Genomic DNA, 14,543 nt, shown 5'->3' on the forward strand with positions numbered 1-14,543 from the left:
TTAAATTCCTCCCTGTATTTTTTTCTTTTTTGGGGTATATGCCAGATCAAAGAGTACTGACAGACATGCCGCTATGCAAACTGCGGCAAAAGGGATCCGGGCTTTCAGAAAATGGATCACGTAGCCCAGATAAGGCAGGTGAAAGACTACCCGCCCGATGATCTGTGACGCCTCTGCGGGAACAGGATCTTCTGTCTTGTTGGCGTCACCTTTTGTAATAAAGATATCCTTTTCTTTTTTAACCACTCTGTGGGTGACAACGGTATCTCCGTTATGAAAAGTAATGATATCTCCCTTTTTCGGAGAAAACTCTCCTTCCTTTGTAAAAACCACAGCTCCGGTTGGGATCTCAGGTTCCATGGATCCGGAATAGACCACATAGGGCCGGATCCCGAAAAGTCCGGGAATAAGAAGCACCAATGCCATCACCAGCATCAGTCCCAGAACCGTGTTGCCGATACATCGAAAAAATATTTTCATTCCTGTATTCTGTTCTACATACGATATTTGATGATCACTTCCCTCTGCAGGGAAAGAAACAGTGTTCGGATATCAGGAAAATTCCGGCGGAGACCTGCCCCACATAAATTGAGCCATAAAAAAGTCCTCCCTGTATAGCAGTCAATATGGCAATTCGCAACATGCTCCCATCACTTAAACTCACAGATTTTGAAGTGAGGACAAGCATGATCAAAATAATAATACAGCAAAAATACTGAATGGAAATTATTCGAGCAGATATGCTCAGATGTGCAGTTCCTCTCATTACTTACAGAGGTGAAGGATTCCTGCGACATTTGTTAAAAAAGATTTGTTTCAGATGATATTATTATAGGGTCCACAGATCCGGAAGTCAATCAAATTCGTCCGACAGGATTCGACACTGGCTTCTCAGCGGGTATGTCTGTCACCCTATTTTTCATAAGCTGACAGACCCTGCATCCGTGCAACGCCAGATTTTTTTACAGCTGTACCAGAGAGTAAATATATTCCAATGGAAGCAGCATCAGATCACGGATTTCCCGTTCTTCCTCTTCTTTATTTCCGGAATTTACCGGCAATTCGATCCGGAAAGCCGGCTGGCGGATCATTTCTCCGTAATACTGTTCCGGCCTGCCTGTGCTCCTTCGCCCGTTCTGCGCTTCTTGTTCTATTGCCAGCTGCTCCAGCTTTCCCCTGGTACATTTTTTCAGGTGACGTGCAAGACGGTAGCATCTCTGACCTGTGGAAAAATTCTGATCCCGCCGATAATAAACCACCTTTTTTCCATATCCGCAGAAAACCAGCAGGCCACGTCCTCCGTATTCCTGAAAGATCCGGATCAGTGCACGTGTCTCATTTTCACTGGCAGGCTGCTGATGGATCTTTTTTCTGCTGCAGAAGGTAGTAGGAAAATTCCGTGCAGTATCCATTCCTCTTGCATTTCCCTCGAATTCATCACAGGGAACATCCTGCATTTTCAGCATCTGACGGAAAATGGGATTTCGCACAGTATTGTAGCCCTTCCGGCAGATCTCATATCCATCCGGATTGACCACCGGTATGATACAAAGCCTGGTCTGATCCAGGAGCTTTTTTACCTCATAAAGCTCGTCCACGGTCCAGTTGCATTCATATATTCTGCAAAGCTCTAGTGCCATCCTGGTAAGCCTGTCCGTCATCTGTCCATCCGTTCCGGAAAAGCCGGCCACACAGAAAATACAGGCATCTCCCTGTCCGATCTCCAGCATAGGGATCATCCGGTCATCGTGGCTTTTTCCGATCACCCGAAACTGCGTAAAGCTACTGTAACGCCTAGCTGCCTCCCACAGTGAATAATAAATTGCTTCGTAGGTTTTATCCTGTACTGTATCCATGATGTTCCCTTCCTTCCGTCTTTATACATGTTCATTATTATGTATATTATGCGAAAGGGCATAAAAAAAGAACCGGTTTAACACCGATTCCTTTTGTTTACAAAATAATTCAGGATACCGCCGCCGATGATGATCACCAGCGCAACTGCAACCACTCTTTTCGCTGCCTCCTGAGGAAGCTGGCCCTTGGAGCCAATAGAAGCCTCATAAAAGGTCAGCGTATAATCGATCTCATGCGGGGCGCCCATGGCCAGTGTATCTGCGATCACTTCCATCTTATCATCCAGGGCAGTTACCGGGACAGTAAAAACAGAATTTCTGCCTTCCTCGCTCTCATTGAGATATTTTTCCCCATCTACGATCATATAATCATAGTTGGAGCTGCTCCACTGGAGCCGTGCATACATCTTCCCCTCTTTTACCAGCATCAATGTGGGGGAAGAAACGCTGGCTTTTCCGCTTCCGCCTTCCAGCTCCACCTGTATGGAATATTCTCCGTCCTCCAGATCTGTCTTCACTGCGTTCTCTCCACCTGCAGCCAGAACCTGTATCGGGCATAGCAGCAGCATAGTCAGAAGAAGCAGCATTATTGTTCTCATCCTGTGTTTCATGGTTTTCTCTCCGTTTTTTATTTTTCCTTCGTATCACTATAGCACAACGCTCCTTTTCTGTAAAGAACATCTCAGAATTGTTGAAATGTCTCTTCTTTTCCAGTATAATAGAGTGAAATTTGCATACAAACGAAAGGAAATGAACAGAGATGATCGAAACAAAAAATCTCACAAAAAAATTCGACAGTTTTACTGCTGTGGATTCTCTGGATCTTCGCATAGAAACCGGCGAATTTTTCGGTCTGCTGGGACCCAACGGTGCCGGAAAGACCACCACGATCAGTCTGCTTTCCACTCTGCTCCTGCCCACAGAGGGCGAAATCCTCATTGACGGGCAGACACTTGGACGCAACCGACCGGATCTGAAGCGCAAGATCAGCGTGATCACGCAGGAATATTCCATGCGCCAGGATATGAACATGGACGAGATCATGGAATATCAGGGCCGTCTTTATTTCATGCCACGAAAAGAAATCAAACGGAAAACTGAAGAGCTTCTGGATTTCTGTGGACTTCTTCCCTTCCGCAAGCGGACTGTAAGGAAGCTTTCCGGTGGTATGAAACGAAAGCTTATGGTATGCCGGGCACTTCTCACAAGTCCGGAGATCCTTCTTCTGGACGAGCCCACTGCAGGTATGGACGCGCTATCCAGACGACAGATGTGGAATCTTCTCCGTCAGCTGAACGGAAAAAATCTGACCATTCTTCTGACAACCCACTATATGGAAGAGGCACAGTCTCTCTGCAACCGGGTAGCACTTATGGATCACGGAAAGCTGGAGGAGATCAATACTCCATCGGGCCTGATCGACGGCCTGGGCAAATACACCGTAGATCAGGAAACACCGGAAGGGGCAAAAAGCCACTACTTCCACAGTCGGGAAGAGGCCATCTCTTTTCTGTCCTCTCTGGACGGACAGTGCACCCTTCGTGAGACAACTCTGGAGGATGTTTTTGTGGAGCGCGCAGGCAGGCATCTGATGCAGCGATAAGCCGGCGTCAGCCACAGTTATCTTATAATTTAACAGAATGGACGATGAATTATCATGGGAATACTTACTATTTTATGGGAAAAATGGGTGGAGTTCCGAAGGGATTTCTATAAGATCACGCTGGCGGCCATGATCGCGCCGCTGATGTATCTGATCGTTTTTGGAATGGGGATCCAGACCTCCTCACATGGAGAGCCTTATCTGAATTTCCTGATCCCTGGTGTAGTTTCACTGACTACAATGAACGGAAGCTTTAATGCTATCGCACAGAATCTGAATGTACAGCGTCTTTACGAGAAAGCCTTTGACCAGGTTATGATATCTCCGACACCTCTGTGGCAGTTTATTGCCGGACAGATTATCGGAGGCAGTCTCCGCGGTCTTTATGCAGGAGGGATCATCCTTCTTCTGACCATGCCGATCGGAACCGGTCTTGTGTTCAACGGATGGTCATTGCTGGTGATGTTCCTCAACGGTGCTGTATTTTCAGCCATCGGCGTTGTGGTTTCTTTCCTTGCCAAAAACCATGCGGATGTACCTCGTTTTTCCAACTATATCATTATGCCAATGGCTTTTTTGTGCAACACCTTCTTCTCTACAGAGAAGATCCCGGGCTTTCTTGGGAATTTTGTAGCTGCTCTTCCACTGTCACAGACCAGTCATCTGATCCGTACCATTGCTTCCGGCGGTGGAGTCAATTACCTCAGTGTCCTGATCCTGACAGTCTATCTAATTGCATTCAGCATTGCAGCTTCCTGGTTTATCTATAAGAAAAAAAATCTGTAAATTTATCTTTACAAAAAAATCACCGGCTTTCCTGTTCTTTCGGAAAACCGATGATTTTTTTATTTGTTATGCTATTTTGGCTATTGTGCGTTTAGATGTCCTTTTTTCTTCTTCTCACGATCACATATCCACCTGCAAGAAGGGATGCCACTGCCAGTGCGGACATGGTTCCGATCGGTGAGTTATCGGCTGTTGATACTGCATTCTTAGATCTGGTTCCGTTGCCTCCATTGGAGGATGTTGCAGATGCCTCTCCTGTTATGGTTGCATCCGGATCAGAACCTGTCTGGCCGCCGGTACCATATGTACCGTCTGCTCCCGGAGTTCCGGTAGGTGTCAGTTTTGCAGATCTAAACTGATATACTGCGGATTCAATAGTGTCTGTCTCCTGCCACTGACCACCAGTGTAGATGTATTTCTTGAAGAATACGTACAGGTTGTATGTAGCGTCTTTGTTGATTCCCTTGCCGGAACCAATCTTCCATGCTGTATGAATCTGGCTTTGTTTTGGGTTTGCAGCTGTACTCCAGTAAACCGGAACCCATTTCACATCACCCTCATTTGGATCCTGATTGGTTGTTCCAGCACCAATTACAGTAAATGGATAGAACTGATTCGGATAGAACTGAATTGCCTCATCCAGTCCCTGTACTACGCTCTCTTTTACATTTGGGATGTATGCATCCGGTGTGTCAGTCGGAGTTGGATCTGCAACTTTCGGTCTGGAATCTTCTTTAAATGCTATTTTCAATGGATTCGTCAAAACACCATTCTTATCTTTGATCTGGATATAAAGATCAATTGGATTATCAGAATCTAAATCCTCAAGACCGATATTAAATTTCTTATCAGCAGTAAATGTTGTCTGTTTTCCGGTAGATGTAAGATCTTTCGGAGTGGCAGACGTGCCATCACTGTTTCGAGAAACCCATTTATAATAACAGGTACCGCTCTTATTCGAAATAAGAGTAACATTCGCAGATGTATGGTTGATCCATGAAAATCCAACCCATCTGACATTTGCCGGACGCTTAGCTTCATCCAATGCAATCTTCTTTGGTGTACTTACAGTTCCATCAGTTCCTTTGATGCACACATAAACATCAATTGCATTATTTGCATCCAAATCTTTCAAACTGATCGTGAAATCCTTATTTGCAGAAACATTTTTTCCCCTGCTCATTTTATCAACTGTCGGAGCTTTGGAACCACGATTTACCCATTTATAATAGTACACACCAGCTTTATCAGAACGCATAGTTACAGTAGCAGATGTATGACCTTTCCATTTGTAGCTTACGTTGGAAATCTTCGCAGTCAAAGTAACAGTTGCAATCTTTGTTACTGCTGACTCTGATCCATCTTCCGCTACTACCTGTACATAGAGATCAATCGCATCACCTTTCAGATTTTTCAGATTAATCTTACAATCTTTTTTTGCAGTGATCGCAACCTTGCTGTCTTTAGTTGTGCTAATGGAAGGTTTTTTAGCTCCTTTTGCCACCCATTTATAATAGCATGTACCGCTCTTATCGGACTGAAGAACTACTTCTGCAGTTGTTGCAGTTTTACTTTCTGCGCTGATTTTTGTAACCTTTGGTGCTGCCGGTTTCGGATCGTCTGGCTTCTGTGGCTGTGTTACATCAATCGTCTGTTTTTCAGCTTCACCGACAGATCCGTCATCTGCTATTACCCATACATAAAGATCAATGGACGTGTCTTTAACATCAGTAAGATTCAGAGAAACTGCTTTTTCGGCTTCAACTTTTTCACCTTTGATAGCTTCACCAATGGCCGGAGCTTCGGTATTTTTTGCTACACATTTATAGTAATATGTACCGGCCTTGTCAGATTTAATACTTGCAGTAACCGTATTTGCTTTTTCGCTCTTAGCAGTAACGGTAACGACTGGTTTGTTGGAAACAAGCTGACCATTCTCTGGATTAACTTTATAATTAACATCTTCATATTTTCCAGCCAGTACACTGAGTGCCTGTGGATAATCACTATCAGGACAGTCCTCACCCTTTACAATTACCGCAGATGAATTCAGCACCCTCTCTTCAGCATTTTCTACAGAAAATCCAATCTGAGGATCTGTTATAGCACCGTTTACAGCAAGCTGGCCTTCTCCAGCAAGAATGATATTGGCAGGTGTTGTTCCATCCGCTTTTGTGTTTTTGGAGATAATCGGTTCTGCCATCTTATCAATTTTCTCAATAAATACTTTTCCTGTACTATAGACAGCACCTCTATCTGAACTGTTATTCTCAATCGTACCGCCTGAAATATGAACGATTCCACCTTCATTAAAAATAGCTGCCGCTGTTGTATCTGCTGTTGTTGCATCTGCTACGACCTTATTATTAGTTAGCGTGAGACCTGTTGACATTGAAAATTTTGCGCCACTGGCTACATGGATCAAAGATCCTGCTGCCGGTACACCATTAACAGAGCCACCATCAACAACAAGTGTGCTATCGCTATTATCAAGCATATAAAGTGCACCGCTTACGTCAAACAGATTACCAGTAAAGCCGGCTGCACGCTGTATCATGGATGTATCATCTTTTCCAACGATCAAAATACCTCTATCTTTCGGAATCGTTACTGGTGTCGTAATCTGAACTGTTCCACTGATAACGATCGTCGTAAGATTGTCTTTATTAACATTATTAATGTCAATGCCAGGAGCTGCCGCAATAGCTGCTGCTAATCCAGCTTCATCGGTTACTGTTGTTCCTGTTACAGTTTCCGTCTGCTCCTGCTGCGCCTCTTCCGCCTGAGCCTGAGCTGCTGCCTGGGCCTCTGCTTCCGCCTGAGCCTGGGCTGCTGCCTGGGCCTCTGCTTCCGCCTGGGCCTGGGCTGCTGCCTGTGCTTCGGCCTCTGCCTGGGCCTGGGCTGCTGCCTGTGCTTCGGCCTCTGCCTGGGCGTCGGCTTCACTCTGTGACTGGTCATCCACAGCCGCTCCGTCATCTGGTGTTTCTGTATTCTCGTCTGCAGTCGGTGCTTCTGCCTCTGTTACCGCTCCGGTATCTTCAGCGGCAAACGCTGCGGCAGGTGCCATTCCAACAGTCATGGAACCTGCAAGCAAGACTGCAAAAAGCTGCTTTTTTTTCATTTATAAGTCCTCCTGTTATGAGTTAGTCTGTTTAAATCCAATTACAAAAAAGTATAGCACAACGCTTCAAAAAAGTAAAGCGGACCAAAGAATCCGCTTTACTTTATCTGTCTTACGGACGTACCTGTCCATTACCATAAATGATATACTTGGTGGTGGTCAGTGCAAGGAGTCCCATTGGGCCTCTTGCATGGAGCTTCTGGGTGCTGATCCCGATCTCCGCACCGAATCCAAATTCGTTTCCATCGGTGAATCTGGTAGAAGCGTTCACATAAACTGCCGCTGCATCTACCTCATCCAGGAATTTCTGGGCATGGGTATAATCATTGGTAATGATGGCCTCCGAATGCTTTGTATTATATTTATTGATATGTGCAATGGCTTCCTCCACGGAATCCACTACCTTTACAGAAAGGATATAGTCAAGATATTCCGTTCCCCAGTCCTCTTCTGTTGCAGGAACTGCTCCCGGCATCAGAGCCTTTGCTGCTTCATCTGCACGGACCTCCACATGCTTCTCCTTAAGGCGTCCGGCCAGTACCGGCAGAAAATCGTCCTTCACCTTACGGTTTACAAGAAGGGACTCGCATGCATTGCATACGCCCACACGCTGGGTCTTTGCATTGATCACAATATCCGCTGCCATCTGAAGATCTGCAGTCTCGTCCACATAGATATGGCAGTTTCCGGTTCCGGTCTCGATGACAGGGATCGTACTCTGGTTTACCACTGCTTTGATCAGTCCTCTTCCGCCACGTGGGATCAGTACATCCACATACCGGTTCAGCTTCATAAATTCCGCAGCCGTTTCTCTGGAGGTATCCTGGATCAGCTGGATAGCATCCTCGGTAATGCCGCAGGCTTTTAATGCCTCACGGATACAGTTGACAATGGCAGTATTGGAATGGATCGCGTCGCTTCCACCCTTCAGGATCACGACATTTCCGGTTTTGAAGCAGAGACCGAATGCATCTGAGGTAACATTGGGACGTGCTTCGTAAATAATGCCGATCACACCTAAGGGAACACGTTTCTGTCCGATCAGAAGTCCGTTGGGACGTTTTTTCATACCGGTAACTTCCCCGATGGGATCTTCAAGACCGGTAAGCTGACGAAGTCCGTCTGCCATTCCTTCGATCCGCTCCGGTGTCAGCATCAGACGGTCGATCAGTCCTTCCGGCATCTGATTCTTTTTGCCGTTTTCCACATCCAGGGCATTGGCCTTCAGGATCTCATCGGTATGAGCGACAAGAGCCTTTGCCACAGCTTCCAGGGTTTTATTTTTGTCATTTGTGGAAAGATTTCGAAGGACTGTCTCCGCATCTTTCGCATTCTGTCCCAATTTTTCAAGCATTTCATTCATTTCCAAATATTCCTGCCTTTCTTTCTGTCTTTACAGCAATATCTTACTGTGCATCGCGGTATATATTCTCTTCCGTCACAATGACCTGCGGACGGATATCCGTAGGCTCTGTGGGAACCTCCGGAAGGATCTGGAAGGAAAATCCTACTGCAACGCGGCAGACCTCCGGATGTTTTTCCAGAAAGCGGTCATAAAAACCGCCGCCATAGCCTACCCGGTTGCAATTCACGTCAAAAGCCACCCCGGGCATGACCATCATGGCTTCTTCCCAGGAAACCGTTTCTCCGTCTTCCTTTGGCTCAGGGATCCCGAAGTAGCCGGATTCTAGCTGACTGAAATCGGTCAGTCTGTAAAATACCATATCCTTTCCGAAAACCTTTGGCACTGCCACTTCCTTGCCGTCTTTCCAGGCTTGCTCGATGATATAGCGTGTGATCACTTCATGGTTATAATCTGCGTATGCCATGATCCGTTCTGCATTCCGGTATTCCGGAAGCTGTGTCAGGGCCTCTGTGATCCGGAGACTGTTTTCCCGGATCCAGGCATCGGTATGTTCTTTTCTGGCTTTGAAGATCTTTTTTCTAATTTCCTTTTTTTCTTCCATATTTTTCTCCAAGATTGGTGATGCTGCCATCCTTTTCTTTGATATCGATATTATTCAGATGCGCACGGAGATTTCCTTTCACTGCATCCAGATATTCTCTCCGAAGCTTCGCCTGTTCCACCTTTTCTTCCTCGGTAAGACCTACACTTTTCTGTTTATGTGCCAGTGCGTTGATCCTGTCGATCTTGATATTGTCCATCATAATGATACTCTCCTTAAAGCAGTTTTTCGATATAATCAATGAGGAAGAATTCTTCCTTCTTGTTTCCTACAAATAATGTTCCGCAGCTCCTGCCTTCCACGATCCTGTGGATGTTGTGGAAGTCGTTTCCGTTGGCAATGACCATGTCCGCCCCTGCCGCAGTTGCGATGATCGCAGCGGTAAGCTTGGTTGCCATTCCCCCGGTACCGACATTGCTTCCTGTAGAGGATTTGCCAAGCTTACGCATATTGTCATCCATGTTTTCTACAATGTCGATAAACTGTGCATCCGGATTGGAATTGGGATCGTCTGTAAAAAGACCGTCAATATCGGACATGAGGATCAGAAGATCCGCATCGATCAGTGCAGCAACTACAGAGGAAAGGGTATCGTTGTCTCCGAATTTTACCAGGTTCTGGAATTCGTAGGAGGATACCGAGTCGTTCTCATTTACAATGGGGATCACCTTTTCTGCCAGAAGCTGCTGGAAGGTATTCTGGGCATTCCTGCGGTTGGTATTGTTGACCATGGTATTCTTGGTCATCAGGATCTGTGCCACCATCTGATTGTATTCCCCGAAAAGCTTCTGATAAATGGTCATCAGCCTGGCCTGTCCCACAGCTGCACAGGCCTGCTTTTTCTCAAGCTCTGCCGGCTTTCCCTTCATACCCAGTGCAGCTGCACCTACCGCAATGGCTCCGGAGGATACCAACACTACGTCTTTCCCCTGATTGTGAAGGTCACTGAGCTCTCTGGCCAGGATCTCCAGCTTACGGAAATCCAGTCTTCCTGTTTCTGCGTGGATCAGTGATGATGATCCGATCTTGATAACGATGCGTTTCTTGTCTTTCAGTCGTTCCCTGTAATTTGCGTTCATGTTTTTTGTTTCTCCTGATACCTGTATATTAGTCTTACTGATAAGTAACGGAATCAATCCTGTCATTTTGTACGATCTCCACCCAGGTAGTACCCGGATTCAGGCGGATCTCCTGTTCATTTCCGTCGTAATAATGCGTGATCCCCCATGGAGAATCCTTCTCCCAGCGGAGATCAATGGCTCTGCCTCTGGTAATAAACTTGCCCTCTCCGCCGGAAATGGCATCAATATTCAGATAGCCGTTTCCATCGTAGGCCGGGCAGGATGAATACTGAAGGATGATATTGTCGCAGGTAAGCGGTTCATTATCCAGCTGATCCACATGTTCCTTGCCAAACTGGAATCTCTTATATTCCTTTGTCTCCTCATCGTATTCATACCAAGGATGATTGTCAGTAAAATTATCCAGCTTCACAAGGCTGGCTGTGATCCCATCCGGTACAGTCTCTGTACCATCTTCTGCAAAAAGATAATGTCCGGTATATTCTTCTTTATATTCCTGGCTGTATCCCATAGCATCTATGCCTGCCTGAAGGTGGCTGGCATCTGTATAGGCATTGTGAGGTGCCTTCCTGTCTGTTGTGCGGAAAAAAGCCAGCTTGCCGATCTGGATCCCGTTAAGGTTATCGATCACATGCTGCTCCAGATAAGGCAGTGCATAGGCAGCCTGTCCGTAGTGGGCATAGATCGCATTAAATTCGTTGGCATAAAAGAGATAATAGTCACGGCAGCTGCGAACGGAACCGATCCGTTCCAGCTCATCGTAATCTTCGAGAATGCCCATAAGACGGGTAATATTACCTTCCACCGGCGCTTCGTAGACAACACCGGCATGTCCGATCCCACTCTGCGGAGCTCCGACACTGTTGTTACCCATCATCACGGCAACCGGTCTTCTCCGTCCAATGCTCTCCGGAACATTTTCGCCGGTAAGATAGCTCTTTACCTGGGTTTCTTCCTGCTTTTCCTCATTGGGGACAAAGCCTACCAGATCCTGCCCTGCTCCAAAAGCGGGAACAGTCTGGGCAATGCAGATGCATGCAACTGTGATACCTGCCAGGATACCTGTCTTTTTCATTCTCATATATTACCTCCTTTTCTTAAAGCGGAAGAGTTTTCCGCTTAGCTTTTCCGTGGGACAGCCCGTCTAGCGGTTGATCCCCAGCTCCTTCAGTGCCGCTGCCTGCTTGGCTTCCATGACCTTTGCCTCATCCTCTGTCATATGATCATAGCCCAGAAGATGCAGCATACTGTGTGCCACCAGGAAACAGAATTCCCTTGTCACACTATGTCCGTATTCCTCTGCCTGGGCAAAAACCTTGGGCACGGAGATCATGATATCTCCAAGAAGGAGTTCATCACTGTCCAGATCAAAATAGGACTCATCCTCTTCCACAACGGAATAATCCGCCGGTGTCTCAAAGGGGATCATAGGAAATGACAGCACATCCGTAGGAGCCTGGATATTCCGGAATTCTGTATTTACCCTCTTGATCTCCTCGTTGTCTGTCAGGACAAGATTGACCTGTCCGTCATAGGGACATTTTTCCATTTCAAGAACCTTGTCCGCAACCTGGGATGCAAGGGCAGCATAGTCAATGCCTAACTCCTGATCTGTCTCATATTCGATATTTATGGTCATCTTCTGTACTCCTTATTTTTTACAGCATACCTGTCATCCTTCCTGGATTTGGCAGGCTTCTGTTTTTTTTCATAATCGTCATAGGCCTGTACGATCTGCTGTACAAGTGGGTGACGTACAACATCCTTGCTGGTCAGCTGACAGAATCCGATGTCATCGATCTTCTTCAGCACCTTCATCGCCACATCCAGACCAGATGTGGCATCCCTGGGAAGGTCCTTCTGGGATGCATCTCCTGTGATGATCACCTTGGAACCGAAGCCGATCCTGGTCAGGAACATCTTCATCTGGGCAGGTGTGGTATTCTGTGCCTCATCCAGGATGATGAAGGCATTATCCAGTGTACGTCCCCTCATATAGGCAAGAGGGGCAACCTCGATGAGCCCCTTCTCCATGTTTTTGGCAAAGCTGTCTGCGCCCATGATCTGATACAATGCGTCATAAAGAGGACGCAGATAGGGATCGACCTTGCTCTGGAGATCGCCGGGAAGGAATCCCAGCTTCTCGCCTGCCTCAATGGCGGGTCTGGTAAGAATGATCCTGGAAACCTCCTCATTGCGAAAAGCAGTTACTGCCATAGCCATGGCAAGATAGGTTTTGCCGGTTCCGGCAGGTCCCACACCGAACACGATCATCTTCTTACGGATCTGTTCCACATAATCCTTCTGTCCGAGAGTCTTGGGCTTGATGGGTCTGCCCTGTATGGTATTACAGATAAAATCCTTGTCGATCTCCTCCATCACGGAGCCGATCTTCTCCATGGCAAGGGAAAGTGCGTAATTCACATTCTGCTGTGTGATGGTATTGCCTCTGCCCGCAAGTGTGTTCAGTTCCTCCACGATCGCCCTAGCCTGTGTGGCTCCCTCCTGGCTTCCCAGGATCTTAAGAGAACCGTCACGGAAGATCATGGTTACGTTCAGAGTACGTTCGATCAGCTTCAGATGCTCGTCAAACTGTCCGAAAATATTCGCCTGGCGGTCTGCCGGCACATCCACATATAATTCGATAATGCTGCTAGCCATCCTCTGGTGTCCTTTCTTTTGGCTGCGTCTTTTTTTCTGTGGGGGCTTCTCTTCCGGTCCGTTCAATGACGGTAAGAGTGCCTCTGCTGACGCAGTCCTGGTGATTTATTTCTATTTTAACATTATTTTCAGATATTTGAACCCCTTTTTCTATTAATTTTTCTTCATAGGCATAAAGCCTTTGTATGGCCTGTTTTTTTGCGGCATCCTCTGTCAGCTGCTCTTTCTGTACTTCGTACTTCCCGATCGCAGCGATCCCCAGGGTAACAGGAGAACGAAAAATCCCGATACTGAAAAGAGGTTCCCGGCTGACGAGGCGTTCCTCATTTTGTTTCAGAGGAGAGGAAAAGTCCAGAAACCAGTTTCCCAGCTGAAAAAAAAGCCTTGTTTTCTTTTTACCGGACCGTACCTTTTTCTCTATGTCCAACGGAAAGGTATCGTAATAGGCAATGGTATGTCGGATGTAAATATCCGCATCTGCCTGAACATATGCATAGCGGATGACCTCCTGGCTGTCATCGGTGATGTCCACGATCCCGGAAACCAGTTCCTGGCCTTTTTTTATTTCATCCCCGGCCCTGACAAGAGGAGTTCCCTGCCGTGTGACCATGGAATCGATCACACCGTCCAGGGTTGAAAACAAACTGCATGATCTTTCTTCCGGCTCTGCTTTTTCTCCGGCAGTTCCCTCCCGGATATCAAAACGCAGGCCCGTTCCCGAAAATCCGGCTGACACCCAGGTAATCTCCGGAAATTCTCTTCGCAGGGAAGCTGCAAGTGCACTGCAACTGATCTTCTTTCTGGATACTCCGAAACAGACCCCCTGCTCTTTCAGAAAGCTCATCAGCTGGGGTGTGGGATTTAAAATATTTCCCCGGACCTCAACGTTCCACACTCTGCCTGACAGAAAAAAAAGGAGGCAGAAAACTGCCAGAAACCCCGCGGGGATCATTTTTCTTCTTTTACAGAAAAGCAGAAAAAACAAAGGTCCTCTTTTTTTCAGGATGTGGATATGTACCCCGGTTTTTCTCCGCAGTGGCGAGATCTGCAGAAAATCCGCTACCTTCATAGTCAGCTGAAGCTCCGTCTCACCGGTGCGGATGATCCTTTTCAGATCCATTTCCCTGCCTCTGCAAAGGTTCACGAACCGCTGACATTGCTGTCCCTTAACAGAAACCCGCACAAAACCTGGGACCATTACTTATTTCCCTCCTCCAGCGTAATGCTTTCGATCTGCCCGCGGATACATAGTTCAAGGGTTGTGTAGCAGGGGATCACAAGGTTTTTCCCACGGATCACAAGTCTGCCGGAAGGTGTCAGTATCAGGATCTCCTCCCTTGTATAGCTCTGGATATTCCGGTAATTTTCGATCACTGCCCGGCGTTTTCCCGTAAGTATCACCTGCACCTCCCGAAATGCCGGTTCCCCGGGAAGCTCCAGAAAAGCTGACATTTTTCTCATTAAAAA

The 14,543-nt window shown here is 46.8% G+C and carries 15 protein-coding genes; 2 read left to right on the forward strand and 13 right to left on the reverse strand.

The genetic code is table 11. The annotated features are described in order from the left end of the window. The 3 genes from LI091_RS03105 to LI091_RS03115 all read right to left on the reverse strand — a co-directional run bounded on the left by LI091_RS03105 (position 1) and on the right by LI091_RS03115 (position 2,467). Positions 1-480: a signal peptidase I gene (locus LI091_RS03105; RefSeq protein ID WP_021650528.1), complete on the reverse strand. Its 480-nt coding sequence runs from the start codon at positions 478-480 to the stop codon at positions 1-3. A gap of 482 nt (positions 481-962) precedes the next feature. Continuing rightward, complete coding sequence (locus tag LI091_RS03110) at positions 963-1,856, reverse strand: M14 family zinc carboxypeptidase (protein WP_195273459.1); 894 nt, start codon at positions 1,854-1,856, stop codon at positions 963-965. 77 nt (positions 1,857-1,933) lie between these two features. Next, the gene (locus tag LI091_RS03115) at positions 1,934-2,467 is read right to left on the reverse strand and encodes a hypothetical protein (protein WP_235812344.1); all 534 of its coding nucleotides are present in this window, start codon (positions 2,465-2,467) and stop codon (positions 1,934-1,936) included. Positions 2,468-2,616: 149 nt separating this feature from the next. Between LI091_RS03115 and LI091_RS03120 the strand changes: the two genes are divergently transcribed. Continuing rightward, the gene (locus tag LI091_RS03120) at positions 2,617-3,459 is read left to right on the forward strand and encodes an ABC transporter ATP-binding protein (protein ID WP_021650530.1); all 843 of its coding nucleotides are present in this window, start codon (positions 2,617-2,619) and stop codon (positions 3,457-3,459) included. A gap of 54 nt (positions 3,460-3,513) precedes the next feature. Next, positions 3,514-4,245, forward strand: coding sequence for an ABC transporter permease (locus LI091_RS03125; RefSeq protein WP_021650531.1), 732 nt, complete (start codon positions 3,514-3,516; stop codon positions 4,243-4,245). Positions 4,246-4,336: 91 nt separating this feature from the next. On the opposite strand, the gene LI091_RS03130 is transcribed toward LI091_RS03125, so the two are convergent. From LI091_RS03130 to LI091_RS03175, 10 genes are all read right to left on the reverse strand, one after another. Further along, positions 4,337-7,366, reverse strand: a complete 3,030-nt coding sequence (locus tag LI091_RS03130) for a hypothetical protein (protein WP_195273461.1) — start codon at positions 7,364-7,366, stop codon at positions 4,337-4,339. A 112-nt stretch (positions 7,367-7,478) separates the two neighbouring features. Continuing rightward, positions 7,479-8,729, reverse strand: a complete 1,251-nt coding sequence (locus LI091_RS03135; RefSeq protein WP_118623909.1) for a glutamate-5-semialdehyde dehydrogenase — start codon at positions 8,727-8,729, stop codon at positions 7,479-7,481. A 43-nt stretch (positions 8,730-8,772) separates the two neighbouring features. Further along, a complete protein-coding gene (locus tag LI091_RS03140) occupies positions 8,773-9,333 on the reverse strand; it encodes a 5-formyltetrahydrofolate cyclo-ligase (RefSeq protein WP_022426775.1) in 561 nt (186 codons plus the stop codon). Beyond that, positions 9,311-9,532, reverse strand: coding sequence for a DUF896 domain-containing protein (locus tag LI091_RS03145; RefSeq protein ID WP_044960849.1), 222 nt, complete (start codon positions 9,530-9,532; stop codon positions 9,311-9,313). The genes LI091_RS03140 and LI091_RS03145 overlap by 23 nt, the downstream gene beginning before the upstream one ends. 16 nt (positions 9,533-9,548) lie before the next feature. Beyond that, positions 9,549-10,412 (reverse strand): glutamate 5-kinase, encoded by an 864-nt coding sequence (proB, locus tag LI091_RS03150; protein ID WP_044960851.1) that lies wholly within the window; start codon positions 10,410-10,412, stop codon positions 9,549-9,551. A gap of 34 nt (positions 10,413-10,446) precedes the next feature. After that, a complete protein-coding gene (locus tag LI091_RS03155) occupies positions 10,447-11,496 on the reverse strand; it encodes a DUF3048 domain-containing protein (protein ID WP_243238971.1) in 1,050 nt (349 codons plus the stop codon). 63 nt (positions 11,497-11,559) lie between these two features. Then, positions 11,560-12,054, reverse strand: a complete 495-nt coding sequence (gene ybeY, locus LI091_RS03160; RefSeq protein ID WP_015524845.1) for an rRNA maturation RNase YbeY — start codon at positions 12,052-12,054, stop codon at positions 11,560-11,562. Further along, positions 12,051-13,076 carry a PhoH family protein gene (locus tag LI091_RS03165; RefSeq protein WP_022426778.1) on the reverse strand — a complete coding sequence of 342 codons (1,026 nt, stop codon included), beginning with the start codon at positions 13,074-13,076 and terminating at the stop codon, positions 12,051-12,053. The genes ybeY and LI091_RS03165 overlap by 4 nt, the downstream gene beginning before the upstream one ends. After that, positions 13,069-14,274: a sporulation protein YqfD gene (locus tag LI091_RS03170; RefSeq protein ID WP_173733553.1), complete on the reverse strand. Its 1,206-nt coding sequence runs from the start codon at positions 14,272-14,274 to the stop codon at positions 13,069-13,071. The genes LI091_RS03165 and LI091_RS03170 overlap by 8 nt, the downstream gene beginning before the upstream one ends. Beyond that, positions 14,274-14,537, reverse strand: a complete 264-nt coding sequence (locus LI091_RS03175; protein WP_021650540.1) for a YabP/YqfC family sporulation protein — start codon at positions 14,535-14,537, stop codon at positions 14,274-14,276. Before LI091_RS03175 ends, LI091_RS03170 begins: the two co-directional genes overlap by 1 nt. Between the last annotated feature and the right edge of the window lie 6 nt (positions 14,538-14,543).

The sequence above is a fragment of the Blautia sp. MSK20_18 genome, from assembly GCF_020553125.1.
GTDB classification, from domain to species: Bacteria; Bacillota; Clostridia; order Lachnospirales; family Lachnospiraceae; genus Blautia_A; species Blautia_A fusiformis.